At 70.1% G+C, this 23,552-nt stretch carries 26 protein-coding genes and 1 pseudogene; 22 read left to right on the forward strand and 5 right to left on the reverse strand.

The window, feature by feature from the left end:
• Nucleotides 1-9 precede the first annotated feature (9 nt).
• Nucleotides 10-843, reverse strand: a complete 834-nt coding sequence (locus RM704_RS17730) for an AAC(3) family N-acetyltransferase (RefSeq protein ID WP_033527161.1) — start codon at nucleotides 841-843, stop codon at nucleotides 10-12.
• A 160-nt stretch (nucleotides 844-1,003) separates the two neighbouring features.
• Between RM704_RS17730 and RM704_RS17735 the strand changes: the two genes are divergently transcribed.
• From RM704_RS17735 to RM704_RS17770, 8 genes are all read left to right on the forward strand, one after another.
• Nucleotides 1,004-1,738, forward strand: a complete 735-nt coding sequence (locus RM704_RS17735) for a helix-turn-helix transcriptional regulator (protein WP_033527160.1) — start codon at nucleotides 1,004-1,006, stop codon at nucleotides 1,736-1,738.
• Nucleotides 1,735-3,159, forward strand: a complete 1,425-nt coding sequence (gene sufB, locus RM704_RS17740) for a Fe-S cluster assembly protein SufB (protein WP_033527159.1) — start codon at nucleotides 1,735-1,737, stop codon at nucleotides 3,157-3,159. Before RM704_RS17735 ends, sufB begins: the two co-directional genes overlap by 4 nt.
• A gap of 61 nt (nucleotides 3,160-3,220) precedes the next feature.
• A complete protein-coding gene (gene sufD / locus RM704_RS17745) occupies nucleotides 3,221-4,414 on the forward strand; it encodes a Fe-S cluster assembly protein SufD (protein WP_033527158.1) in 1,194 nt (397 codons plus the stop codon).
• Nucleotides 4,411-4,731, forward strand: a complete 321-nt coding sequence (locus RM704_RS17750; protein ID WP_033527157.1) for a non-heme iron oxygenase ferredoxin subunit — start codon at nucleotides 4,411-4,413, stop codon at nucleotides 4,729-4,731. The genes sufD and RM704_RS17750 overlap by 4 nt, the downstream gene beginning before the upstream one ends.
• 7 nt (nucleotides 4,732-4,738) lie before the next feature.
• Nucleotides 4,739-5,503, forward strand: coding sequence for a Fe-S cluster assembly ATPase SufC (gene sufC / locus RM704_RS17755; RefSeq protein ID WP_033527156.1), 765 nt, complete (start codon nucleotides 4,739-4,741; stop codon nucleotides 5,501-5,503).
• On the forward strand, nucleotides 5,500-6,756 hold the full coding sequence (locus tag RM704_RS17760) for a cysteine desulfurase (protein ID WP_033527155.1): 1,257 nt from the start codon (nucleotides 5,500-5,502) through the stop codon (nucleotides 6,754-6,756). Before sufC ends, RM704_RS17760 begins: the two co-directional genes overlap by 4 nt.
• A gap of 16 nt (nucleotides 6,757-6,772) precedes the next feature.
• Nucleotides 6,773-7,243, forward strand: a complete 471-nt coding sequence (sufU, locus tag RM704_RS17765) for a Fe-S cluster assembly sulfur transfer protein SufU (RefSeq protein WP_033527154.1) — start codon at nucleotides 6,773-6,775, stop codon at nucleotides 7,241-7,243.
• The gene (locus RM704_RS17770) at nucleotides 7,240-7,572 is read left to right on the forward strand and encodes a metal-sulfur cluster assembly factor (RefSeq protein ID WP_020130530.1); all 333 of its coding nucleotides are present in this window, start codon (nucleotides 7,240-7,242) and stop codon (nucleotides 7,570-7,572) included. The genes sufU and RM704_RS17770 overlap by 4 nt, the downstream gene beginning before the upstream one ends.
• A 72-nt stretch (nucleotides 7,573-7,644) precedes the next feature.
• Here RM704_RS17770 and RM704_RS17775 read toward each other — a convergent pair whose 3' ends face one another.
• Nucleotides 7,645-8,571: an AbfB domain-containing protein gene (locus tag RM704_RS17775; RefSeq protein ID WP_192829649.1), complete on the reverse strand. Its 927-nt coding sequence runs from the start codon at nucleotides 8,569-8,571 to the stop codon at nucleotides 7,645-7,647.
• 296 nt (nucleotides 8,572-8,867) lie between these two features.
• Between RM704_RS17775 and RM704_RS17780 the strand changes: the two genes are divergently transcribed.
• The 8 genes from RM704_RS17780 to RM704_RS17815 all read left to right on the forward strand — a co-directional run bounded on the left by RM704_RS17780 (nucleotide 8,868) and on the right by RM704_RS17815 (nucleotide 14,963).
• Entirely contained in the window at nucleotides 8,868-9,188 is a 321-nt protein-coding gene (locus RM704_RS17780; protein WP_033527153.1) for a DMT family transporter, read from the forward strand.
• The gene (locus tag RM704_RS17785) at nucleotides 9,188-9,724 is read left to right on the forward strand and encodes a TetR/AcrR family transcriptional regulator (protein ID WP_033527152.1); all 537 of its coding nucleotides are present in this window, start codon (nucleotides 9,188-9,190) and stop codon (nucleotides 9,722-9,724) included. Before RM704_RS17780 ends, RM704_RS17785 begins: the two co-directional genes overlap by 1 nt.
• A 188-nt stretch (nucleotides 9,725-9,912) precedes the next feature.
• On the forward strand, nucleotides 9,913-10,530 hold the full coding sequence (locus RM704_RS17790) for an RNA polymerase sigma factor (protein ID WP_033527151.1): 618 nt from the start codon (nucleotides 9,913-9,915) through the stop codon (nucleotides 10,528-10,530).
• Between the two features lies 1 nt (nucleotide 10,531).
• Complete coding sequence (locus tag RM704_RS17795) at nucleotides 10,532-11,533, forward strand: CU044_5270 family protein (protein WP_033527150.1); 1,002 nt, start codon at nucleotides 10,532-10,534, stop codon at nucleotides 11,531-11,533.
• A gap of 150 nt (nucleotides 11,534-11,683) precedes the next feature.
• Nucleotides 11,684-12,673 carry a 2,3,4,5-tetrahydropyridine-2,6-dicarboxylate N-succinyltransferase gene (gene dapD, locus RM704_RS17800; protein ID WP_033527149.1) on the forward strand — a complete coding sequence of 330 codons (990 nt, stop codon included), beginning with the start codon at nucleotides 11,684-11,686 and terminating at the stop codon, nucleotides 12,671-12,673.
• A 104-nt stretch (nucleotides 12,674-12,777) separates the two neighbouring features.
• Nucleotides 12,778-13,002 carry a hypothetical protein gene (locus RM704_RS17805; protein WP_033527148.1) on the forward strand — a complete coding sequence of 75 codons (225 nt, stop codon included), beginning with the start codon at nucleotides 12,778-12,780 and terminating at the stop codon, nucleotides 13,000-13,002.
• 174 nt (nucleotides 13,003-13,176) lie between these two features.
• Nucleotides 13,177-13,734: a SigE family RNA polymerase sigma factor gene (locus RM704_RS17810; RefSeq protein WP_033527168.1), complete on the forward strand. Its 558-nt coding sequence runs from the start codon at nucleotides 13,177-13,179 to the stop codon at nucleotides 13,732-13,734.
• Nucleotides 13,731-14,963, forward strand: a complete 1,233-nt coding sequence (locus RM704_RS17815; protein ID WP_033527147.1) for a hypothetical protein — start codon at nucleotides 13,731-13,733, stop codon at nucleotides 14,961-14,963. The genes RM704_RS17810 and RM704_RS17815 overlap by 4 nt, the downstream gene beginning before the upstream one ends.
• Nucleotides 14,964-14,968: 5 nt before the next feature.
• On the opposite strand, the gene dapA is transcribed toward RM704_RS17815, so the two are convergent.
• Nucleotides 14,969-15,877 (reverse strand): 4-hydroxy-tetrahydrodipicolinate synthase, encoded by a 909-nt coding sequence (gene dapA, locus RM704_RS17820; RefSeq protein WP_033527146.1) that lies wholly within the window; start codon nucleotides 15,875-15,877, stop codon nucleotides 14,969-14,971.
• A 180-nt stretch (nucleotides 15,878-16,057) separates the two neighbouring features.
• Here dapA and RM704_RS17825 point away from each other — a divergent pair, with 180 nt between their 5' ends.
• From RM704_RS17825 to RM704_RS17835, 3 genes and pseudogenes are all read left to right on the forward strand, one after another.
• Nucleotides 16,058-16,519, forward strand: coding sequence for a phage holin family protein (locus tag RM704_RS17825; RefSeq protein ID WP_033527145.1), 462 nt, complete (start codon nucleotides 16,058-16,060; stop codon nucleotides 16,517-16,519).
• Entirely contained in the window at nucleotides 16,516-16,782 is a 267-nt protein-coding gene (locus RM704_RS17830) for a DUF3618 domain-containing protein (RefSeq protein WP_033527144.1), read from the forward strand. The genes RM704_RS17825 and RM704_RS17830 overlap by 4 nt, the downstream gene beginning before the upstream one ends.
• Nucleotides 16,783-17,093: 311 nt before the next feature.
• Nucleotides 17,094-17,580: pseudogene (locus RM704_RS17835) on the forward strand (hypothetical protein).
• A 357-nt stretch (nucleotides 17,581-17,937) separates the two neighbouring features.
• Here RM704_RS17835 and RM704_RS17840 read toward each other — a convergent pair.
• The gene (locus RM704_RS17840) at nucleotides 17,938-18,981 is read right to left on the reverse strand and encodes a YihY/virulence factor BrkB family protein (protein ID WP_033527143.1); all 1,044 of its coding nucleotides are present in this window, start codon (nucleotides 18,979-18,981) and stop codon (nucleotides 17,938-17,940) included.
• A gap of 152 nt (nucleotides 18,982-19,133) precedes the next feature.
• On the opposite strand from RM704_RS17840, the gene RM704_RS17845 reads away from it, so the two are divergent.
• From RM704_RS17845 to RM704_RS17855, 3 genes are all read left to right on the forward strand, one after another.
• Complete coding sequence (locus RM704_RS17845; RefSeq protein ID WP_033527142.1) at nucleotides 19,134-19,844, forward strand: antibiotic biosynthesis monooxygenase; 711 nt, start codon at nucleotides 19,134-19,136, stop codon at nucleotides 19,842-19,844.
• A gap of 72 nt (nucleotides 19,845-19,916) precedes the next feature.
• Nucleotides 19,917-20,561 carry an ArsR/SmtB family transcription factor gene (locus tag RM704_RS17850; RefSeq protein WP_033527141.1) on the forward strand — a complete coding sequence of 215 codons (645 nt, stop codon included), beginning with the start codon at nucleotides 19,917-19,919 and terminating at the stop codon, nucleotides 20,559-20,561.
• A gap of 20 nt (nucleotides 20,562-20,581) precedes the next feature.
• Nucleotides 20,582-21,325: an SRPBCC family protein gene (locus tag RM704_RS17855; RefSeq protein WP_033527140.1), complete on the forward strand. Its 744-nt coding sequence runs from the start codon at nucleotides 20,582-20,584 to the stop codon at nucleotides 21,323-21,325.
• A 58-nt stretch (nucleotides 21,326-21,383) separates the two neighbouring features.
• On the opposite strand, the gene RM704_RS17860 is transcribed toward RM704_RS17855, so the two are convergent.
• Entirely contained in the window at nucleotides 21,384-23,207 is a 1,824-nt protein-coding gene (locus RM704_RS17860) for a DUF8508 domain-containing protein (RefSeq protein WP_033527139.1), read from the reverse strand.
• Nucleotides 23,208-23,552: the final 345 nt, after the last annotated feature.

Genomic DNA, 23,552 nt, shown 5'->3' on the forward strand with positions numbered 1-23,552 from the left:
GCCCCGAGTCTAGGTACGCGGCCGGGTGCCGAGGCGGGCGGGTCCGGAGATCTCCTCCTCACGAGGCCGGTGCACGGGGAGCCAGCGCTCGGCGTACGCCACCGCGTCGGCCACCGGGAACAGACGTACGTCCGCCGCGCCCGCCCTGGCCCGGGGGATGCCGCGGTCGCGTTCGAAGTCGTACCCGAGTTCGTCGAACCGGTCCGAGTCGATCGACACCTCGGTCACCACCTCCCAGCCGTCCGGACCCGGACGGCCGACCTCGACCAGCGGCGCGGGGATCCGGTACTCGGCCAGGTGGAAGCAGGTGCAGGCGTCGTAGCCGGCGCCGAGCAGCAGCACCCGGGCGCCCGCCGCCTCCAGCCGGGCCAGGGGGCTGCGCTCGCCCAGGCGGCAGTCGGGGGCGTGGTCGGCGAGGATCGCCGCCGCGCCCGGGCCGATCGCCGCGAAGGACGTCTGGGGGTGTGCGCTGCGCAGGGCGCCCGGCCAGGTCCGCACCGTCTCGGGGACCACCCCGACCCCGCGGGTGGGGGTGATCGCCGGGTCGTAGCCGGGCATGGTGGCGCGGATGGTCTCCCACCACTCCTCGGGGACCGGTGGACGCGCCCAGAGCGCGGGATCCGACAGGTCGCCGGACTGGGTCGGAACGACCAGGGTGCCGTCCGGGCCGAGTGCGTCGAGCAGCGCGTGCACCACCGTCACCGCGCCTCCGCAGACCCAGCCGAGCGAGCTGAGCGAGGTGTGCACGAGGAGGGTCTCGCCGGGCTCGACACCGGCGGTGCGCAGGTCCGCCGCCAAGCCGGCGCGGGTGACAAGTGGGCCGGTGGGAGGGGTTGTCGACATGGTGTGGCAGTCTTCCCGAGCCGCCTTCGCGGCGCCAGCTGTTTGATCGATCGGTGATCGTTTCCCCAGGTCAGCTTAGGTATGCCTAAGTGATGCACGGCACCGCCGGTCGGCCGGACGCGGCTTGCCCCGCTCTGAGGAATTACGCAACAATGGCGTTGTGAAAAACGTCGGCGAGGCCCCGCAGGAGGAACTCGCGACCGGTGAGCGGTCCACCCGCAACCGGGTCGCGCGGTCCATCCTGTCCCACGGCCCGTCCACGGTGGCCGACCTCGCCGGGCGTCTGGGACTGACCCAGGCGGCTGTCCGTCGGCACCTCGACGCACTGGTCTCCGACGATGTCGTCCAACCCCGTGAGCAGCGTGTCTACGGCACGCGTACCCGCGGGCGCCCGGCCAAGGTGTTCGCCCTGACGGACTGCGGCCGGGACGCCTTCGACCAGTCCTACGACAAGCTCGCCGCCGACGCGCTCCGCTGGATCGCCGACCAGGAGGGCGGGGAGCAGGCGGTCGCCGCCTTCGCCCGCGCCCGGGTCGCCGCCCAGGCCGGGCCCTACCGCGCCGCCGTCGAGGCCGCGGACCCCGAAGCGAGGACCGAAGCCCTGGCCAAGGCCTTGAGTGCCGACGGGTACGCTGCTACGGCACGCAGTGCCCCCCACCCCCACCAGGGTGAGCAGCTCTGCCAGCACCACTGCCCGGTAGCCCATGTGGCCGAGCAGTTCCCGCAGCTCTGCGAGGCCGAGACCGAGCTCTTCGGTGAACTGCTCGGTACGCACGTCCAGCGGCTGGCCACCATCGCCCACGGCGACGGCGTCTGCACGACGTTCATCCCCAGAGTTCCAAAGACAGCCAACGACACCGCATCAGCACGTACCGCCGGGAGGAACCCCGCATGACGCTCCCCATCGAGGAGACTGCCCACCCCGAGCTCGAGGGTCTGGGCAACTACGAATACGGCTGGGCCGACTCCGACGTGGCCGGTGCATCTGCCAAGCGCGGTATCAACGAGGACGTCGTCCGCGACATCTCCGCCAAGAAGAACGAGCCGGAGTGGATGACCAAGCTCCGTCTCAAGGGCCTGCGCCTGTTCGAGAAGAAGCCCATGCCGAACTGGGGCTCGGACCTGTCGGGCATCGACTTCGACAACATCAAGTACTTCGTGCGCTCCACGGAGAAGCAGGCGGAGTCCTGGGAGGACCTGCCCGAGGACATCAAGAACACGTACGACAAGCTCGGCATCCCCGAGGCGGAGAAGCAGCGCCTCGTCGCGGGCGTCGCGGCCCAGTACGAGTCCGAGGTCGTCTACCACCAGATCCGCGAGGACCTGGAGGAGCAGGGCGTCATCTTCCTCGACACCGACACCGCGCTCAAGGAGCACCCGGAGCTCTTCAAGGAGTACTTCGGGACGGTCATCCCGGTCGGCGACAACAAGTTCGCGTCGCTGAACACCGCGGTGTGGTCCGGCGGCTCCTTCATCTACGTGCCGAAGGGTGTGCACGTCGAGATCCCGCTCCAGGCCTACTTCCGTATCAACACGGAGAACATGGGCCAGTTCGAGCGGACGCTGATCATCGTCGACGAGGACGCCTACGTCCACTACGTCGAGGGCTGCACGGCTCCGATCTACAAGTCGGACTCCCTGCACTCCGCGGTGGTCGAGATCATCGTGAAGAAGGGCGCCCGCTGCCGCTACACGACCATCCAGAACTGGTCGAACAACGTCTACAACCTGGTCACCAAGCGCGCCGTGGCGTACGAGGGCGCGACCATGGAGTGGATCGACGGCAACATCGGCTCCAAGGTCACCATGAAGTACCCGGCCGTCTACCTGATGGGCGAGCACGCCAAGGGCGAGACCCTCTCCATCGCCTTCGCGGGCGAGGGCCAGCACCAGGACGCCGGCTCCAAGATGGTCCACATGGCGCCGAACACCTCCTCCAACATCGTGTCGAAGTCCGTGGCGCGTGGCGGTGGCCGTACCTCCTACCGCGGTCTGGTAGAGATCGGCGAGGGCGCCGCCGGATCCAAGTCGAACGTGCTGTGCGACGCCCTTCTCGTCGACACCATCTCCCGTTCCGACACCTACCCGTACGTCGACGTCCGTGAGGACGACGTGTCCATGGGCCACGAGGCGACCGTCTCCAAGGTCTCCGAGGACCAGCTCTTCTACCTGATGAGCCGTGGTCTGAGCGAGTTCGAGGCGATGGCGATGATCGTGCGCGGCTTCGTCGAGCCGATCGCGAAGGAACTGCCCATGGAGTACGCCCTGGAGCTCAACCGGCTGATCGAGCTGCAGATGGAAGGCGCGGTCGGCTAAGGCCTGCCCTCCATCACCAGCTAGCGAAATCTGACGTAGGAAAGAGAGCAGACCGACAGCCATGGCTGAGGCTCAGAACATCCCCGTGGGGTCCACCACCGCGGGCCAGATCGCGGTGGCCGCAGAGTCGACCGTCGCCACGCGCATGAGCGCGCCCCCGTCCTTCGACGTGGCGGACTTCCCCGTGCCGCACGGCCGCGAGGAGGAGTGGCGGTTCACCCCGCTGGAGCGCCTGCGCGGGCTGCACGACGGCACCGCCGTCGCCACCGGCGACGGCCTGAAGGTCGACGTCCAGGTCCCCGAGGGCGTCACCGTCGAGGCCGTCGGTCGTGACGACGCGCGCCTCGGCAGGGCCGGCACCCCGGTGGACCGGGTCGCCGCCCAGGCGTACTCGGCGTTCGAGAAGGCCGGCGTGATCACCGTCCCCAAGGAGACGGTCCTCGCCGAGCCCATCCGCATCGCCGTGCACGGGGAGGGGGACACCGCCTTCGCCCACCAGGTGATCGAGCTGGGCGCCTTCGCCGAGGCGGTCGTCGTCATCGACCACACCGGTGACGCCGTGCTCGCCGCCAACGTCGACTACGTCCTCGGTGACGGCGCCAAGCTGACCGTCGTCTCCGTCCAGGACTGGGACGACAAGGCCGTCCACGTGGCCCAGCACAACGCCCTCATCGGCCGGGACGCGAGCTTCAAGTCCGTCGTGGTGACCTTCGGCGGCGACGTCGTCCGCCTCCACCCCCGTGTCTCCTACGCCGGAACCGGCGGCGAGGCCGAGCTGTTCGGGCTCTACTTCACCGACAAGGGGCAGCACCAGGAGCACCGCCTCCTGGTCGACCACAACACCCCGCACTGCAAGTCGAACGTGGTCTACAAGGGCGCGCTCCAGGGCGACGGCGCCCACGCGGTCTGGGTCGGCGACGTGCTGATCGAGGCCAAGGCCGAGGGCACCGACACCTACGAGATGAACCGGAACCTGGTCCTCACGGACGGTGCCCGGGTCGACTCGGTGCCGAACCTGGAGATCGAGACCGGCGAGATCGTCGGCGCCGGACACGCCTCGGCGACCGGCCGCTTCGACGACGAGCAGCTCTTCTACCTGATGGCCCGCGGTATCCCGGCCGACGAGGCCCGCCGCCTCGTCGTCCGTGGCTTCTTCGCCGAGCTGGTCCAGCAGATCGGTGTGGACGACATCCAGGAACGCCTCCTCGCGAAGATCGACGAGGAGTTGGAGACCGTGTCTGGATCGGGTCGATGACCACCTACGTACGCGCCTGCGGGCTGAGCGAGCTGGAGGAGGACACCCCGAAGCGGGTGGAACTCGACGGCACGCCGGTCTCGGTCGTGCGGACCGAGGGCGAGGTGTTCGCCATCCACGACATCTGCTCCCACGCGAACGTCTCGCTCTCCGAGGGCGAGGTGGAGGACTGTCAGATCGAGTGCTGGCTGCACGGCTCCGCGTTCGACCTCAGAACCGGCAAGCCGTCCGGCCTACCCGCGACGCGCCCCGTCCCCGTTTACCCCGTAAAGATCGAAGGGGACGACGTGCTCGTCTCCCTCACCCAGGAGTCCTGAGGCACCCATGGCAACGCTTGAAATCCGAGACCTGCACGTCACCGTCGAGGCCGACAACGCCACGAAGGAGATCCTCAAGGGCGTCGACCTCACCGTGAAGCAGGGCGAGACGCACGCCATCATGGGCCCCAACGGCTCCGGCAAGTCGACCCTCGCCTACTCCCTCGCGGGTCACCCGAAGTACACGATCACCGGCGGCACCGTGCTGCTCGACGGCGAGGACGTCCTGGAGATGTCCGTCGACGAGCGCGCCCGCGCGGGCCTGTTCCTGGCGATGCAGTACCCGGTCGAGGTCCCGGGCGTGTCCGTGTCGAACTTCCTGCGGACCTCCGCCACCGCCATCCGCGGCGAGGCCCCCAAGCTGCGCACCTGGGTGAAGGAGGTCAAGGAGGCCATGCAGCGCCTCAACATGGACCCCGCCTTCGCCGAGCGCAACGTCAACGAGGGCTTCTCCGGCGGTGAGAAGAAGCGTCACGAGATCCTCCAGCTGGAGCTGCTCCGGCCGAAGGTCGCGATCCTCGACGAGACGGACTCCGGTCTGGACGTCGACGCGCTCCGGGTCGTCTCCGAGGGCGTCAACCGCGTCCGCGAGACCGGCGAGGTCGGCACCCTGCTGATCACGCACTACACGCGCATCCTGCGCTACATCAAGCCCGACCACGTGCATGTCTTCGCAGGCGGCAAGATCGTGGAGTCGGGCGGCCCCGAGCTCGCCGACAAGCTGGAGAACGAGGGCTACGAGGCATACACGAAGGGTGGCGCATCCGCGTGACACAGCTGCCGGGCCTCCTCGACACCGAGGCGATCCGCAAGGACTTCCCCATCCTGGACCGTCAGGTCCACGACGGGCGGAAGCTCGTGTACCTGGACAACGCGGCGACCTCGCAGAAGCCGCGCCAGGTGCTGGACGCCCTGAGCGAGTACTACGAGCGCTACAACGCCAACGTCCACCGCGGTGTGCATGTGCTCGCCGAGGAGGCCACGGCGCTGTACGAGGGCGCGCGGGACAAGGTCGCCGCGTTCGTCAACGCGCCCAGCCGCGACGAGGTGATCTTCACCAAGAACGCCTCCGAGTCGCTGAACCTCGTGGCGAACATGCTGGGCTGGGCCGACGAGCCCTACCGCGTGGACGCCGAGACCGAGATCGTCATCACGGAGATGGAGCACCACTCCAACATCGTGCCGTGGCAGCTGCTCTCGCAGCGCACGGGCGCGAAGCTGAAGTGGTTCGGGCTGACCGACGACGGCCGGCTCGACCTGTCCAACATCGACGAGGTCATCACGGAGAAGACGAAGATCGTCTCCTTCGTGCTGGTGTCCAACATCCTCGGCACCGTGAACCCCGTCGAGGCGATAGTGCGCCGGGCACAGGAGGTCGGTGCCCTGGTCTGCATCGACGCCTCCCAGGCCGCACCGCACATGCCGCTGGACGTACAGGCGCTCCAGGCCGACTTCGTGGCCTTCACCGGCCACAAGATGTGCGGCCCGACGGGCATCGGCGTGCTCTGGGGCCGCCAGGAGCTCCTGGAGGACCTGCCCCCGTTCCTCGGCGGCGGCGAGATGATCGAGACGGTGTCGATGCACTCGTCGACGTACGCTCCCGCCCCGCACAAGTTCGAGGCGGGCACCCCGCCGATCGCGCAGGCGGTCGGCCTCGGCGCGGCGATCGACTACCTGAACGCCATCGGCATGGACAAGATCCTCGCCCATGAGCACGCGATCACCGAGTACGCGGTGAAGCGGCTCACGGAGGTCCCGGACCTCCGGATCATCGGCCCCGCCACGGCCGAGGACCGGGGCGCGGCGATCTCCTTCACGCTCGGCGACATCCACCCGCACGACGTGGGCCAGGTCCTCGACGAGCAGGGCATCGCGGTCCGGGTCGGCCACCACTGCGCCCGCCCCGTCTGCCTGCGGTACGGAATTCCCGCGACCACCCGAGCGTCGTTCTATCTGTACTCCACGCCGGCCGAGATCGATGCTCTGGTCGACGGCCTGGAGCACGTACGGAACTTCTTCGGCTGAGGGGACGAGCGATCGCATGAAGCTGGACTCGATGTACCAGGAAGTCATCCTGGACCACTACAAGCACCCCCACGGGCGGGGCTTGCGGGACGGTGACGCCGAGGTACACCACGTGAATCCGACGTGCGGCGACGAGATCACCCTGCGAGTGAAGTACGACGGCACGACCATCGCGGACGTGTCGTACGAGGGCCAGGGCTGCTCGATCAGCCAGGCCTCGGCCTCCGTGCTGAACGACCTTCTCGTCGGCAAGGACCTCGCGGACGCGCGGAAGATCCAGGAGACCTTCCTGGAGCTGATGCAGTCCAAGGGGAAGATCGAGCCGGACGACGCGATGGAGGAGGTGCTGGAGGACGCGGTCGCGTTCGCCGGTGTCTCCAAGTACCCCGCCCGGGTCAAGTGCGCCCTCCTCAGCTGGATGGCGTGGAAGGACGCGACGGCCCAGGCGCTGGGCGCCGACGCCGACGTCGAAAGGAAGACGGCATGAGCGAGACCCTGGAGATGAAGCCGGCCTCCGAGGAGGAGGTCCGCGAGGCCCTGTACGACGTCGTGGACCCCGAGTTGGGCATCGATGTCGTCAACCTGGGCCTGATCTACGGCATCCACATCGACGACGCGAACATCGCGACGATCGACATGACCCTGACCTCGGCGGCCTGTCCGCTGACGGACGTCATCGAGGACCAGGCCAAGTCCGCCACGGACGGCCTCGTCAACGAACTCCGTATCAACTGGGTCTGGATGCCCCCGTGGGGCCCCGACAAGATCACCGACGACGGTCGCGAGCAGCTGCGGGCGCTCGGGTTCAACGTCTGAGAGCTGTGACATGGGTGTGGCCCCCGGCGGTTCGCCGGGGGCCACACCCATGTCCGCGGTGGTGGCGTCCGGTCAGGAGAAGCCCTTCACCAGGTTGTACGTGGCGTCCGCGTAGAAGTAGCCGCTGTGCTCGGCGCGTTCCAGGCGGAGCTGGAAATTGCGGTGGCGCACGAAGTAGCCGGGATAGTTCACCGACTCCAGCATGACCGAGCCCGAATAGCCCGAGCGGGGGCAGAAGGTGGCGTCCTGCGTGAAGAGGCGGGAGCCGTCGTGGCCGGACGCGCGGAGCACGAAGTTCTGGTGGCGCACGTAGCGGCCGTCCGTCATGCGGAAGGAGTAGCAGGAGGAGTTCGCGAGGCCGGAGACGACCTTGAAGGAGGAGTCCTCCTTGGTCTCGCTGCCGCTGCGGGAGCTCACCTGGTCCAGCTGGATCGCCCCGTCGCGCAGATGCCAGTAGCGGTCCGGGTAGTTGACGGACCGTACGGACTTGCGCGTCGTCGAGGTGGACGGCGACTTCTTGGTGGGCGCGGGGGCCTTCGACGGCTCGCTGGTCGGGTTCGCACCGCCCTGCTGCTTGTCGTCGGACGCGTCCTCGTCCTTGGAGCCGGTGTCCTTGTCCTTCTCGCCGTCGTCGCCGTTCTTCGAGTCGACCTCGGAGCCCTGGGGCTCCGACAGCCCGCTCTTGCCGTCCGGCGCCGAGGTCGCGGGGGGCGACGCGGGCGGGAGGGAGAGGGAGGGCAGAACGCGGTCCTCACCGGCGGTGGTGGTGCGCCCGTTCTTCGACGACGAGTCGTCAGGTCCGCTGCCCTGGAGGGTGATCGCGGTGACGCACGACGACACGACGGCGAGGGCCAGGGCGCCGGCCAGCCAGAGGCGGCGCGTACCCGGTATTCGGGTGTCGTTCGGGGCGACACCGGTCTCCCACACCTTCGCGGATCTGAGCACCGGAAGGTTGGGCGTGGTCTCGGCCGGATCAGGTCCGGGCTTCTTTGGCGGCATGCGCGGTTCCTTCGGCGTCGGCCCAAGGCGGACGTGAATCGTCATGCGGGTCAGGGAGGGTGGTACGTGTCACCCGTGTGTGCAAACCCTGGCGGTCGTCACACAATCGGGAGATTGACCGTTGAAACAGTAGTGGACCAAGGGGTGTGCGGGGAGCCCATTCGGAGAGCGCTTCCATAACGGAACGGCCCCGAACGCAGGGCCTCTTGGCCGTCCGCGCTGGTCAATTCCGCCCATAAGCGCGCCTGTGACGCGCGATGTGTACAGGCGTACGCATCATGTGTACGATCGTACACATGGGATATCTGTTGCTCGCCACGGCCATAGCCGCCGAAGTGGCCGCCACCACCGCCATGAAGTACAGCGAGGGCTTCAGCAAGCTGTGGCCCTCGCTGGTCACCGGAGTGGGATACCTCATCTCCTTCGTCCTGCTGGCCCAGGCGCTGAAGTCGATGTCGATCGGCACGGCGTACGCCATCTGGTCCGGCGTCGGCACCGCGGCGGTCGCCGCCATCGGACTGGTGCTCTTCGACGAGGGGTTGAGCTTCGCCAAGGTCGCCGGGATCGTGCTGATCATCGCGGGGGTCGTGGTGCTGAACCTGGGAGGCGCCCACTGATGGCCCGGCGCTACGACCCCGAGCGGCGGCAGCGGATCATCGACGCGGCGATCCGGGTGGTGGGGGAGAAGGGCATCGCCGGGCTGAGCCACCGCACCGTGGCCGCCGAGGCGGACGTTCCCCTCGGTTCGACGACGTACCACTTCAAGACCCTGGACGATCTGATGGTCGCCGCGCTGCGGCAGGGCAACGAGCGCTACGCGAAGACCTTCGCCGCCCGCGAGGCCCTGCGCGACCCCGGCACCGACCTCGCCGCCGAACTGGCCGCGCTGGGCGGCGAATGGTTCGCCGGCGACCGCACGGGCCTGGAGGTGGAGTACGAGCTCTACCTCGCAGCCCTGCGCCGCCCCGCCCTGCGGCCCGTCGCCGACGAATGGGGCCGGGGCTTCGCCGACTGCCTCGCCGAGCGCACCGACCCGGTGACCGCGCGGGCCCTGGTCGCCCTCATCGACGGCATCTGCCTCCAGGTCCTGCTGACCGGGGCGCCCTACGACGAACGGTACGCGCGGGAGGTCCTGGCGCGCGTCATCCCCTGAACCACGCCCCGGCGGGTGCCTGTACCGTCGTCCGTCGGCTGCCACGACGCACCTCCCCGCACGACTTCGCGTGAACCGTGAACCTTCCTCGGGCCATCGGGCAACAAGGGGTGACAGGAACACGGCGATCACGGCGAACACGGTGAACAGGCGAGGAGAGCGGTTGTGACGAGCGGGGAGAGAACCCGGTGAGCGGACCGCCGCCACAGGCGGCCGGGGCGGACGCGCGCGGGGCGGACGATGCCGAGGTCGTCGCCCGGTCGCTGGAACAGCCCGAGGTGTTCGCGCGGCTCTACGACCGCTACGCGCCGGACATCCACCGGTACGTGGCCCGGCGCCTCGGTGACTCCATCGCCGACGACATCACCGCCGACACCTTCCTGACGGCGTTCCGCATCCGGGCCCGCTACGACCGGGCCCACCCCAACGCCCGCCCCTGGCTGTACGGCATCGCGGGCAACCTCATCGGCAAGCACCGCCGTACGGAGGTCCGGGCGCTCAAGGCGCTGGCCCGCACCGGACACGACCCGGTCGCCGCGTCCTGGAGCGAGACCTGGGTCGAGCGGACCGACGACCGGGTGGCGGCGCAGGGGCCGCTCGCCGGGGCGTTGGCGGCACTGCCGGCGGGGGACCGGCACGTCCTGCTGCTCGTCGCCTGGGCCGACCTCGGCTACCAGGAGGTCGCCCAGGCCCTCGACATTCCCGTGGGAACGGTCCGCTCGCGGCTCAACCGCGCGCGGCGCAAGGTGCGTACGGCGCTGGGGGCCGATCCGGCGTTCGTCGGCGACACGGCGGAGGTGGTCTGACGTGGACGAGTTGACCGAGGTGCGGCAGTTGCGTTCCGGGGCGCCGACCCCCGACCGGGCCCGCCTCGCCCCTGGCCGGGCCCGGCTGGTGGCCGTGGCGGGGACCGAAGGGCGGCGGCACCGGGTGTGGGCGCGGCCGAGGTTCGTGATCATCGGCGTCGCGGCGGCCGTCACGGCGGTGGTGGTGACCGCGTCGCTGCTGGTGGGCGGTGAGGACACCCGGGGGCTGACGACACCGGCGACACTGACGGAGGGGGACCTGAAGGGGATGAGCGCGGCCGAGCTGCTGGAACGGGCGGCGCGGGCGGTGGAGGGTGCGCCGTCGGTCCCCGAGCCGCGGGCCAAGCAGTGGATCTACACCAGACACGCGCTCGAATACACGCCGGTTCTCGCGAAGAGCCTCTCGGACAATGACTTCACCGACGAGAGATGGGTCCGGTACGACGGCGGGGAGATGGCCTTGGTGGACGCCGAGGTCGACGAGCAGAACCCCACGGTCGTCGTCGACCGGACGGACATGGAGAACGAGGCCGAGAACGGCACCGAGGAGGACGACGGGCGCTCCCCGCGCGAGATGTACCGCCTCCTCGACTCCCTGCCTCCCGACGCGCAGGGCGCGCTCAGGGTGCTCCGGAACGAGAACGCGGTGTCCGACGAGAACGACAGCGACCGGACGCACAGCGACTACAGGGAGATCTCCGGCCTGCTGGGCGCCCCGATCAAGCCGCCCGACGGGCTGGCGGGCCTGTACCGGGCTCTCGCCACGCTGCCGCACCTCGACGTGGTCGATCACATGGTCGAGGACGCGGCCGGGCACCGGGCGATCGCCCTCCGCTACAGCGGAAACGACTCGGGAGACGAACGCGTCGAGCGGGAGTGGCTGCTCGATCCGGTGACGTTCGACGTGCTCGGCGACCGGATGCTCCGGGACGGGAAGATGGTCTCCGGCAAGGCCTTCACCGCCGCCGCCGCCGTCGTCGACGAGCCCGGCCGACGCGGCTGACGCCCCCGCGACACGGGCGGCCCGCCCCACGGGGGTGGGCGGGCCGCCCGGCACCACGGGCCCGTGGCGCACGTCCATGACGTGCCCGGCTCCTGAGACGCCCGCGCCGCGGGTTGGCCTGCGTGCCCCCCTCCCGGTTAGGTTGCCCTCATGACCGACACGACTGCTCCTCGTACCACCGGCGCCGTGGCCGCCGGCCTCGCCACGATCGCCGCCGACGGCACCGTTCTCGACACCTGGTACCCCGCGCCCGAGCTCACCGCCGAGCCCGGCCCCGCCGGCACCGAGCGGCTGACCGCCGAGCGGGCCACGGAGCTGCTGGGCGGCGGCGCGACCGCCGCGATCGGTCAGGACACCCGCCGGGGCGTCGAGGTCGTCGCGGTCCGTACGGTCATCTCCTCGCTCGACGAGAAGCCGATCGACACGCACGACGCCTACCTCCGTCTCCACCTGCTCTCCCACCGCCTGGTCAAGCCGCACGGCCAGAGCCTGGACGGCATCTTCGGCCTCCTCGCCAACGTCGCCTGGACCTCGCTCGGCCCGGTCGCCGTCGACGAGCTGGAGAAGGTGCGACTCAACGCGCGTGCCGAGGGTCTGCACCTCCAGGTCACGTCCGTCGACAAGTTCCCGCGGATGACGGACTACGTGGCCCCCAAGGGCGTCCGGATCGCCGACGCCGACCGGGTCCGGCTCGGCGCGCACCTCGCCGAGGGCACCACGGTCATGCACGAGGGCTTCGTCAACTTCAACGCCGGCACCCTCGGCACGTCGATGGTCGAGGGCCGGATCTCCGCCGGTGTCGTCGTCGGCGACGGCTCGGACATCGGCGGCGGTGCCTCCACCATGGGCACGCTCTCCGGCGGCGGCAACGTCATCATCTCCATCGGCGAGCGCTGCCTGGTCGGCGCCGAGGCGGGCGTCGGCATCGCGCTGGGCGACGAGTGCGTCGTCGAGGCCGGCCTGTACGTCACCGCCGGCACCCGCGTCACCATGCCCGACGGCCAGGTCGTCAAGGCCCGCGAGCTCTCCGGCGCCTCGAACATCCTCTTCCGCCGCAACTCGGTCACCGGCACGGTCGAGGCCCGCCCGAACAACGCGGTCTGGGGCGGTCTGAACGAGATCCTGCACAGCCACAACTGACCCCGTAAGGGTTGCTCGGCGTGACCTCCTTCCGGTGCAGGCAGATGAACTGTCGGACGCAGTGTCCGATCAGTGGCCGAACCGATGAGATGAGGAGCCGAGGCATGAGGAACGACCGGGCGGGGACCGTGGCACGAGTGGTCATGGCAGGGCTGGCCACGGTGCTGCTGTGCGGGGTGTCGGCCGGAGCCGCGCACGCCGACGAGACCAACAAGGCCTCGCACAACGGCCCCCGGATCGGGCTCGTCAACGTCGGGCAGGTCGACGACCCGATGGAGGACGTGCTGGAGCACACCCTGCTGTTCGGCGACGGGTACCGCTGGGGCTGACCGGCACGGCACGGCCGTCACGCGGTCCGGGGCCCGTACGCGTTCACACGCGTGCGGGCCCCGGACCCGTTCCCCGGCACTTTCTTCGTCGGGCTGGCATAGCGGTGGGCGGGACGAGGCGTCTCATGGGGCACAGGGCGGACACAGGGCCCGCCGGGGGAAGAGAAGGTGACGATGGATGCCGCGGGGCAGGAGAGTTTCCGGGAGTTCGTGGCCGGGCGGTCGTCGGCACTGCTGAAGACGGCCGTACTGCTGAGCGGCGGGGATCGGCACGCCGCCGAGGACCTGCTGCAGAACGCGCTGATCAAGGCAGCCGGGCGCTGGCAGCGGATCGACGAGCCTGAGGCGTACGTACGGCGGATCCTCTACCGGCAGCAGGTCAGCCGGTGGCGGCTGAAGTGGCGGCGGCGGGAGCTGACCGTCGCCGAGCCGCCCGAGAGCGGCGGTGCCGTCGACGGAGTGGCCGGTGTGGAGCTGCGGCTGGTGATGCGCGGGGCGCTGGCCCGGCTGACCGCCCGGCAGCGGACCGTGCTCGTGCTCCGCTACTTCGAGGACCTGCCGGAGGGCGACGTGGCGCGGATCCTCGGGTGCTCCGTGGGGACGGTCCGGTCCACGACCCACCGCTCGCTCGCCCGACTGCGCGAACTCGCGCCCGAGCTGGCCGGACTCGGCCCCGCAGCGGCCGAGCAGCAGCCGTCCCGTGACTTCTCGCCCGTGGAGGTGCGTCCGTGAACGTCGACGAACTCGTGCGTGACTCCCTGCGTGAGCAGGCTGCCGAACAGCCGCCCCTGGGGGCGGACTTCGCCGAACGGGTGTTGACCGTCCGGCGCCGCCGCCGGACCCGCGCGATCGCGGGCACCGCCGCCGCCACGGCCGCGGTCGTGGCCGTCGCGGTGGGCGTGCCCCTGCTGACGACCGACGGCGGGGACGAGGTGCGGCCCGCCAGCGAGATGAACAAGAGCGACATCATCGGTCACCCCGACCAGTCGCCGCCGCGGAACATGATCGCGGCGGGCGACACCGCGCTCTCCGCGTTCTATGTGCGCGAGGCGGTCAAGCAGCCGGGCGGGGACATCGTCAACACCCGCGTGTACGGCCTCCTCGACCAGAAGACGGCCCAGTACCGCAAGACCGAGTGGGCCTTCCTGGATGTCGCACCCGGTATGCGCACCGCGGCCGTACTGGAGGGCGAACTGCCCGCCAGGCGGATCGGGCTGCTCGACATGATCACAGGCAAGGTGGACCGCTGGATCCCGGTGGACCACGGCGTCGCGTCCGTCGAATTCTCCCCGGACGGCACCAAGCTCCTCGCGACGACGTACTCCAAGAACCCCGACCGCAACTTCGCCGACCACCCGCAGAGCGTCAACGGGAAGGAAGTGCCGGGCCCCCTCCCCAGCCGTACGGGGTTCTCCTTCGTGGACGTGGACTCGGGTGAGGAGACCTGGCACAAGGCACCGCAGTGGAAGGACGAGTGGGGCTTCTTCTACAACAGCCGGGAGGACATGGAGTGGAGTGAGGACGGCCGGTCCGTATTCTCGGACATCGGGGAGAAGCCGTTCCGGCAGTACTACGACCTGAAGGGCGACAAGATCGATGTGCCCGCCGCCGAGAAGTACGTGAACTACGCGGAGGCCGGTCTGTCGCCCGACGGGAAACTGATCGGGGGCGAGTTCGCCGGGGAGGGGGAGAAGATCTCCTCCGCGATCGTCGACTCGCGCACCGGCAAGAGGGTCACGACGGTGCCGGGCCAGCAACTCCTGGCCTGGGCGGACGACGAGCGGATCATCGCCTGGGGCTGCGACCCCAAGAGGTGCAGCGGCAAGGGTGAGTTCCGCAACCAGCTCATCCTCCTCACGATCGGCAGCGACAAGGTCGTTCAGCTCAGCGGGTTCCGCAAGGCTTCCGCCGACTACCCCGGCCGCTGGGTCCCGGTGTTCACCGAACGCTGGGCCGACTGACCCCCCTACCGGGTGCCGGAGCCGACGAGTTCCTCGTAAGCCGCCAGCAGCCCGTCGGTCACCTCCTGACCGGCGGGCCGCAGCGGTGCGCGGACCGGGCCGGACGGGAGACCGAGCCGGCCGAGGAGCGCCTTGGCCGTGACGGAGCCGGGGAGGCCGCGGGCCATCATCAGCTCGGTGAGCGGGACGGTCAGCCGCTGGAGGCGGGCCGCCTCGCCGGTGTCGCCCGCGTCGTAGGCGTCGAGGATCGAACGGAAGTGCCGGGGCACCGCGTTCGCGACCGTACCCACATAGCCGGACCCGCCGAGCGCGTACAGCGCGAGGACGTACTCGTCGCAGCCCGTGTAGTACGCCAACTCCGTCTCCGCCAGCACCTTCTGGGTGCCGAGGAGGTCGTACGCGCAGTCCTTCACCGCCACGATCCGGGGATGGTCCGCCAGCCGGATCATGGTCTCCGGTTCGATACGGGTACCGGTGCGGCCGGGGATGTCGTACAGGGCGACGGGCAGCCCCGAGGCGTCGGCCAGCTCGCGGAAGTGGGCCTCCACGGCGTCCTGCGGAGGTCGGCTGTAGTACGGCGTGACCGCCAGCAGGCCGTCCGCCCCCGCCTTCTCGGCCGCCAGCGCCAGCTCCACGGTGTGCCGGGTGTCGGCGGTGCCCACCCCCGCCACGATCGTGGCCCGCCCGCCGACCGCCGCACGCACCGCACGGATCAGTTCCGTCTTCTCCGTGTCCGACGTCGTCGGCGACTCACCCGTCGTACCGGACAGCACCAGCCCCTCGCACCCCTCCCGCACCAGCCGGTCGGCCAGCCGCTGCGCCCCGTCGAGGTCGAGAGTGCCGGACGAGGTGAAGGGCGTGACCATCGCGCAGAGGCCGCGGCCGAAGGGGGCGGGGCGGTGGATGCGTGTCATGGGGGTAGTCTCGGCGGGCTCATTGTGAAGCTCCACTTAATTCTTCTACGAGGTATCGCGAAGCATTGCTACAGGTGGGGGTGCCGCCTGCCCGGCCATGGCAGAACGCGCTGGTGACGCAGGGGTAGCGCGGGCCGGTGCGGGTACTCGGGGCGTCCCGATGTGTGAGGAGGCGACACCGTGACCGGGACCACCGAGACCAGGCCCACGCGATTCGTGCGCTCTGTGCGATCCGCGCGTCCGGGGCCGGTAGAACACGATCATCACTCCGTGGGCGAGCTGGTGGGGCAGGCCACCGAACAGCTCTCCCTGCTCGTACGACAGGAGGTCGCCCTCGCGAAGGAGGAGCTGGCGGAGAAGGGGCGGCGCGCCGGGCGCGGCGGTGGGCTCCTCGGCGCGGCCGGCGCCGTCGCCTATGTGGGGTTCATGACGCTGGCCGGCGCCGGAGTCGCGGCGCTGTCGCTGGTGCTGGACGTGTGGGCCGCCGCGCTCATCGTCATGGGTGTGCTGTTCGTGATCGCCGGAGTGCTGGCCGCCATGGGGCGCGCGCAGCTGCGGCGGGCCACACCCCCTCGGCCGGAGCTGGCGCTCGACAGCGTCAAGGCCGACGTGGACGAGATCAAGGGGAGGGCTCGGCGATGACGCACACATCCGGCACGACCGGAGCTTCCGGCGGCGCGACCAATGGTTCGGTGGGCGCCAAGGGGCCCGACGAACTACGGCGGCAGATCGAGCAGACCCGGGCGCAGCTCGGCGACACGGTCGAGGAGCTGGCCGCCAAGGCCGATGTGAAGGCGAGGGTGCACTCCGCGTGGGAGCGGGTGCCGAGGGAGGCGGTCGTCGTGGGCGGCGCGAGCGTCGCGGTGGCCGCGGCGGGGGTGCTGGCCTGGCGCCACTACCACTAGTGACTTCCGGCCCAGCCCTTTCCTGCCCACCCGCTCACCCGACTCGCCTCGCTGACACGTCCGGCCCGAGGACCGAAGCCGAGGGCTGACCCCCGGTTGACGGTCGAGTGCGCCGACGCCGACATCGACGAGTGTGGTCGAGCCCGGTGCACTCCGTTCGCGGTCTCATGCGGCCGACGCCAGCACGAGGAGCGGCACGGGCCTCGGGCGCCTGCTGCCTGCCGCCTGCCGCCGACATCGGCCGGGGCCCCATGTCTTTGGTCAACGGAAACGGGGGTGCGACGGGTCGGCGGGCCGGGCAGCATGGTGGGGTGGCCGACCTGCTGTGGGATGACGTGACGTGCGTCTTCGACCTGGACCTGATGGGGTCGTTGCCGGACGTGCGTGTCCCGGACGCCTCGGTGGAGGATTGGCAGTCGGTCCTCGACCTTGTCGCGGAGAAGGGCTGGAAGTGCCGGTACTCCGAGGGAGAGATGGTGCTTCCCGTGCCCCGGGCGGAGGCCGTGCTGTCCCGCCCGGCGGATGCCGAGTGCCCGGACCTGCGGGTCTGGCCGACGGCCGAAGTGTTGGCGATCTTCAGGTCCCATGCCGACGACGAAATCGACTTCGACGTCGACCTGCGGGATTTGCAGGGCCAGGATCGACTTGATGTGTTGTGCGGCTTCCTTCGGGAGGTCGGGGCGGCGGTTGGGCAAGCCGGTGCTGATGGACCCGGAGGGCGAGTACGGCCATCCGGTGCTCGGGTTCGACGTCGAGGCTGATCGCGTCGTTCTCCTTGCAGACCGGCAGGCCAGGTGACTGAGTCCGACGGCTGGGACGGGGCCCGCCGTCGAAAGCGAGGGCGTGGTGACCGGTTCCCTTCACTCTTCATTCCTTGCTCAGCGAACCCGGTGCGCCAGCGGCTCGGGTGCGGGCCTCCCGTAGGGCGCGTAGGCGGGGCGGCGGCCCCGGCCGGGTGTGCCGCAGACGCCGGTATCGACGAGTGTGGTCGAGCCCGGCGTACTCCGTTCGCGGTGGTGCGGGCGACGCCCGCATGAGCCAGAGCGCGGGCCTCGTGCGCCTGCCGCCGACATCCGCCGGGGCCACCCGCCGTCGAGACCGGAAACCGGGCCCGCCGTCGAAACCGAGGGCGTGGTGACCGGTTCCCTTCATTCTTCACTCCTTGCTCAGCGAACCCGGTGCGCCAGCGGCTCGGGTGCGGGCCTCCCGTAGGGCGCGTAGGCGGGGCGGCCAGGTGCGGGTGTCACGCGGCTCCACGTAGGGCTCGTCGGTGGGGGAGCGGCCCTCGACGATGGCGCGTTCCCGGGAGAGTTCCGCGTCGAATTCGAGGCCCAGGAGGATCGCCAGGTTGGTGAGCCAGAGCCAGACCAGGAAGATGACGGCTCCGGCGAGGGTGCCGTACGTCTTGTTGTACGAGCCGAAGTTGGCCGCGTAGACGGCGAAGCCGGCGGACGCGGCGAGCCAGATCAGCGTGGCGAGGACCCCACCGGGGCTCACCCAACGAAAGCCCCGGCCACGGACGTTGGGCGCGGCCCAGTACAGCAGCGCGATCATCAGCGTCACCAGCACCAGCAGGACCGGCCACTTGGCGATGTCCCACGCCGCGATGGCCGCGTCACCGAGCCCGATCGTCGTGCCGGCGCGTTCGGCCAGCGGACCCGTGAAGACGACGATCAGCGCGCTCGCCGCCAGCATCAGCATCAGGACGAGGGTCAGGACGATCCGCAGCGGCGTGAGCTTCCACACCGGGCGGCCCTCCGGCAGGTCGTACACCGCGTTGGACGTCCGGATGAACGCCGCCACGTATCCCGACGCCGACCACAGCGCCGCCAGCAGGCCGACGATCGCCAGCACCCCGCCCGTACCGCCGCTGTCCCCCAGTTGGACGACCGCGTCCCGCAGGATGTCCCGCGCGGGGCCCGGGGCCAGATCGCCGATGTTGTCCAGGATCTTCTCGGTCGCGCGCTGTCCGACGACACCCAGCATCGACACCAGCACCAGCAGCGCGGGGAAGAGCGACAGGACGCCGTAGTACGTCAACGCGGCCGCCCGGTCGGAGAGTTCGTCGTCCTGGAACTCCTTGACCGTACGCCGTACCACCGCCCACCACGAGCGCCTCGGCAGTCCGGTGGGACCGCCCTCCGCGCCGGATTCCGGCGCCTTCCCCACCCGCTCGGCCTCCGGCCGCTTCTCGTCCATGACTCGGCGGGTCTCCCGAAACCGGGCCCCGAATCGCGGACTTGACCTGAATCTTGGTTGAGGTTGGAAGGTGGTCAGTGCCATCAGGCCCATCAGGCCCATCAGTGCCATCAGCGAGCACCGATCCCCCGATCACCGATCACAGGAGCGTCATGACCCGGCGTACGAACATCCACCCCGTCCTCGACCGTCCCGATGTCGGGGCGTCCCTCTTCAGCACCTGGGAGGTGGGCACTCCCGAGCGGCAGCGCCGGACCGTCGAGGCCATCGCCGACACCTGGGAGCGGCGGCCCTGGCCGGCGAAAGGGCTGTTGGGGTACTTCGTCTACACCGCCGAGGACGGTTCCGGTCTGCTGCACCATTCGCAGTGGGCCGACGAGCAGGCGTACGAGGCCTTCGTCAAGACCCATCGGCAGGAGCGCAACGACGCCATCGACACCGCCGTACCCGGGATCGAGCGGGTGGGGATCGAGCGCTATCGGCGGTACCGCAGCCTCACCGACGGCGAGGGCCGTGCCGCGCGCGTGCCGGGGTGCGTGGTGATCGTCGACATCGAGTTCGACGGGCCGGACCCGGCGCGGCAGCGTGCCTGGGTGGACGCCGTGGAGGAGGCGCTCGCCGCCGAGCCGCACGTGCACCCCGGCGGCATCTCCGCCCACTTCCATCTCGGTACCGACGGCACCCGCGTCCTCAACTACGCCGAGTGGGAGACCGCCCGGCACCACATCGACGCCATGGCCGCCCCCGGCGAAGGCGTCGGCGCGCCGTCTCCGCTCTGGCAGCGCGTACAGACCTGGCCCGGCCTGTTGGAGACCGGCTCGGTCAAGCGGTACGAGTACGCGCTCGGCCTCGTCCCCGACTGAGCGACTCCGGGTCGACTCACCGAAAACTCCAACCGTCTGGACAAAAAAAGTGTTCGGTGAGACGGTGGAGTCATGTTGGACGTCACCGTGATCGAGGACCCCGAGGCAGCGGCGGTCTCGCTGGACCCCATACGCGCCCGGCTGCTCGCCGAACTGGCGGCCGGGCCCGCGTCGGCGGCCATGCTGGCCGGGAAGGTCGGGCTGCCGCGCCAGAAGGTGAACTACCACCTCAAGGCGCTGGAACGGCACGGCCTGGTCGAGCTGGCGGGGGAGCGCCGCAAAGGCAATGTCACCGAGCGGCTGATGCGGGCCACGGCCGCGTCGTATGTGATCTCACCGCTCGCGCTCGCCGCCGTACAGCCGGACCCGGACCGTTTCCGGGACCAGCTCTCCGCGCGGTGGATGCTGGCGCTCGGCGCCCGGCTCGTCCGGGACGTCGGATCGCTGATCACCGGTGCGGCCAAGGCCCGCAAGCGCCTGGCGACCTACGCGCTCGACGGCGAGGTCACCTTCGCCTCGGCCGCCGACCGGGCCGCCTTCGTCCAGGAGCTGACAGCCGGGGTGAGCGCGCTCCTCCGCAAGTACGACGCGCCCGACGCCCAGGGTGGCCGGAGCCACCGGATCGTCCTGGCCGTCCACCCGACGGTCAAGCCGCAGTCCGCCGTCGAGCCCGACCGGTCCGCCCTTCCCGTCCAGCCCGAACCGTCCGCCCGGTAAGACCCGTTGAGGAGCACGTCATGCCCAAGGAATTCGAGATCGCCCGTGAGTTCGAGGTCGACGCCACCCCCGAGGAGGTGTGGGAGGCCGTCACCGCCGGGACCGGCGGGTGGCTGTGGCCGATGGAGGCACCCGAGCCGCGGGTCGGCGGCAAGGGGCCGTTCGGCTCCGAGGTCACCGTGTGGGATCCGCCGCACCGCTACACCAACCGCGTCGAGGACGTGGAGGGGATCTCCGAACAGACCCTCAACCAGCTCGACTACACGGTCGAACCGCGCGACGACGGCCGGCGCGCCTGGGTGCGGTACGTGCACAGCGGCGTCTTCGTCGACGACTGGGACAACCAGTACGACGGCGCCACCAAGCACACCGGCTTCTACCTGCACACCCTGCGCCAGTACCTGACGCGCTTCGCGGGCCGGAAGATCACCGCGTTCGCCACCTTCGACGGCCCCGAGGCGTCCGGCGGCGCCGACGCGCTCACCGTCGTGGAACGGGCGCTCGGCCTCACGGACGACACCTCCGTGGACGCCCGTGTCCAGGTCGAGGGGCCCGGCGGGCAGCGCTTCGAGGCCGTCGTCGACTATCGCGACCCCTACTTCATCGGTCTGCGCACCGACGACGCCCTCATCCGCTTCTTCGGCCGCAACCACTGGGGCCACCGCGTCGGCATGAGCGTCCACGACTTCGCGCCGGGCGCCGACTCGGAGGCCGACGAGACCGCGTGGAAGGGCTGGCTGAACGGTGTGTTCAGCCAGCCCTGAGAAGCACTGCGAGGACCACGGCGGACGGCTGTCGCGCCTGACGCGGCAGCCGCGCCCGCTACGGCTCGAAGCGCAGCACCTGCGGGTCGTGGTCGCTGATCTGGTCGTTGAACTCCGCGTTGGTGTGCACGCTGTCGTAGGTGAACTCGCACGAGCGGCGGATCGACGGGCTGATCAGGATCTGGTCGAGGACCTGCGTGTTGCCCTGGAAGACGTACGAGTAACGCTCGCTCCTCGGCAGCGACTTCACCGCCGACCACAGGGCGCCGCCGTCCTCCAGCAGCTCGGTGGTCTCGGAGAACTCGAAGTCGTTGATGTCGCCGAGGGTGATGACGTCCGCGTTCTTCTCCTTCGCCAGGATCTCCTTGACGAAGGTGTTCACGGCGGTCGCCTGGAGGTGGCGCTGGGTCTCCGAACTCCGCTTCGGCGGCTGGAACTCCGAGTGCAGCGACTGGTCGCCGCCCTTGGACGCGAAGTGGTTCGCGATCACGAAGACGGACTTGCCGCGGAAGGAGAACTCACCGACGAGCGGCTTGCGGCTGTTCGCCCAGGCGGCGTTCGCCGGATCGATGCGACCCGGGGAGACCGTCAGCCGTGCCTTGCCGTACGCCTTCGTCACCCCGACGGCGGTCGTGGCGTCGCCGCCCGCGCGGTCGGTGAAGGAGACCCGCTCGGGGTTGAACAGGAAGACCTGGCGGATGTTGCCGCCCGGCTCGCCGCCGTCCGCGAGGTTCACCGGATCGATGGACCGCCAGTCGTAGGTGGGGCCGCCGGCCGCCGCGATCGCCTCGACCAGCTTCTTCACCGTCTGGTCGGCGGCGACCGTACCGTCGTTGGTGGCACCGTTGTTGTCCTGGATCTCCTCCAGGGTCACGATGTCGGGCGACTGCAGGTTGTGCACGATCGCCGCCGCGTGGTCCGCGAAGGTGGCGTCCGAGGGGTCCAGGTTCTCGACGTTGTACGTCGCCACCGCGAGCTCGCCGCGCTTCTGCTTGCGGGTCGTCTCGCGCTCCAGACCGCCCTGCTCCAGGGTGCCGAGCTGGTTGGCGACGAGGGTGTAACCGCCGAACTGGTTGTAGTCCAGCGGGCCCGCCGTCGTGCCCTTCAGGACGTCGCCGACGTTCGCCTTCGGGAAGTCGGCGACCGCGCCGAGCGACTGGATCTGCAGCCGGCCGGTGTTCTGCGAGGTGTAGGAGCCGTACACCGTGCCGCCGCGGCGGTTGGCGTTCTCCCGGGGCTTCACGGTGACCCACAGCTCGGTGAACGGGTCGGTGGCGCCCACCACACGGGCGTCGGCGACCCGGACGTTCATGCCCTCGACGGACTCGTAGAAGTCCAGGGCGTACTTGGCCGGGTCGAGCGCGAGGCCGTTGACCGAGCCGCCGGCGGCGGTGTCACCGGTCGGGGCGTACCGGCTCGGCACCGATGCGGCGTCGACGACGGTCGCGGCCGGCACCGGGTTGCCCGTGGAGACCACCGTGATCGTCGGACGGGTGATCTGCGTCACGGACTGGTTTCCGGACGAAGTGCCGCCCGGTACGAACTCGGAGACCGTACCCGCGACCGTCACCGCGTCACCCACGGAAACGGTCGGCCGGGAGCTGGTGAAGACGAAGACGCCCTCGCTCGTGGCCCGGTTGGAGTCCGCCCGGGTGTCCTGGATCCAGAAACCGCGCGAACCATAGGTGCGGACGCCTGTGACGATCCCCTCCACCCCGGTCACCTGCTGACCGGCGAGCGGGGACGTCCGGGTCGTGCCCTGGATGTCGTGGATGCGTATGGAGTCCGCCTCGGCGGGCGAGGTCAGGACCACGGCGGACACCGTGGAGCAGATGGTGGCGACGGTCAGCGCGCCGATGCGCGCGGTTCTCTTGCTCGGCAAGGGGATCCCTCCGGGGACGTACGTGAGCGCCGGGACGAGAGTGGACGGGGGTGGCCTGCGACCGGTGGGGCGGTGCGACGCGCGTAGAACTCCGCCGGGCGCCGACGGGGTTCGGTGGACCCGGACGGTCGCCCCTGGGGGCGGCCCTGGAATCCGCCCAGAGCTACCCGCGAGTTTCTACGCGCGTCAATCTCCTGCCTGCTCAGGCCAGTTGTCAAGGTTTCAGCCACACCTGGATCCTGGCAGGTACATGAACCGGGCGGCATGGGTCCAAATCCGTCTAGGCTGAGCGGCTGCGTACTCGTACGCGTATCGCTCACGGGCGCCGTCTCCCGGCGGCCCCGA

The sequence above is a fragment of the Streptomyces gottesmaniae genome, assembly GCF_031845845.1.
In the GTDB taxonomy this organism is placed as follows: Bacteria; Actinomycetota; Actinomycetes; order Streptomycetales; family Streptomycetaceae; genus Streptomyces; species Streptomyces akebiae.

Coding starts and splice junctions, on each gene's coding strand:
- RM704_RS17730 (WP_033527161.1), bottom strand. CDS start 843: ATGTCGACAACCCCTCCCACCGGCCCACTTGTCACCCGCGCCGGCTTG.
- sufB (WP_033527159.1), top strand. CDS start 1,735: ATGACGCTCCCCATCGAGGAGACTGCCCACCCCGAGCTCGAGGGTCTG.
- sufD (WP_033527158.1), top strand. CDS start 3,221: ATGGCTGAGGCTCAGAACATCCCCGTGGGGTCCACCACCGCGGGCCAG.
- RM704_RS17750 (WP_033527157.1), top strand. CDS start 4,411: ATGACCACCTACGTACGCGCCTGCGGGCTGAGCGAGCTGGAGGAGGAC.
- sufC (WP_033527156.1), top strand. CDS start 4,739: ATGGCAACGCTTGAAATCCGAGACCTGCACGTCACCGTCGAGGCCGAC.
- sufU (WP_033527154.1), top strand. CDS start 6,773: ATGAAGCTGGACTCGATGTACCAGGAAGTCATCCTGGACCACTACAAG.
- RM704_RS17770 (WP_020130530.1), top strand. CDS start 7,240: ATGAGCGAGACCCTGGAGATGAAGCCGGCCTCCGAGGAGGAGGTCCGC.
- RM704_RS17775 (WP_192829649.1), bottom strand. CDS start 8,571: ATGCCGCCAAAGAAGCCCGGACCTGATCCGGCCGAGACCACGCCCAAC.
- RM704_RS17780 (WP_033527153.1), top strand. CDS start 8,868: ATGGGATATCTGTTGCTCGCCACGGCCATAGCCGCCGAAGTGGCCGCC.
- RM704_RS17785 (WP_033527152.1), top strand. CDS start 9,188: ATGGCCCGGCGCTACGACCCCGAGCGGCGGCAGCGGATCATCGACGCG.
- dapD (WP_033527149.1), top strand. CDS start 11,684: ATGACCGACACGACTGCTCCTCGTACCACCGGCGCCGTGGCCGCCGGC.
- RM704_RS17805 (WP_033527148.1), top strand. CDS start 12,778: ATGAGGAACGACCGGGCGGGGACCGTGGCACGAGTGGTCATGGCAGGG.
- RM704_RS17810 (WP_033527168.1), top strand. CDS start 13,177: ATGGATGCCGCGGGGCAGGAGAGTTTCCGGGAGTTCGTGGCCGGGCGG.
- dapA (WP_033527146.1), bottom strand. CDS start 15,877: ATGACACGCATCCACCGCCCCGCCCCCTTCGGCCGCGGCCTCTGCGCG.
- RM704_RS17830 (WP_033527144.1), top strand. CDS start 16,516: ATGACGCACACATCCGGCACGACCGGAGCTTCCGGCGGCGCGACCAAT.
- RM704_RS17840 (WP_033527143.1), bottom strand. CDS start 18,981: ATGGACGAGAAGCGGCCGGAGGCCGAGCGGGTGGGGAAGGCGCCGGAA.
- RM704_RS17845 (WP_033527142.1), top strand. CDS start 19,134: ATGACCCGGCGTACGAACATCCACCCCGTCCTCGACCGTCCCGATGTC.
- RM704_RS17850 (WP_033527141.1), top strand. CDS start 19,917: ATGTTGGACGTCACCGTGATCGAGGACCCCGAGGCAGCGGCGGTCTCG.
- RM704_RS17855 (WP_033527140.1), top strand. CDS start 20,582: ATGCCCAAGGAATTCGAGATCGCCCGTGAGTTCGAGGTCGACGCCACC.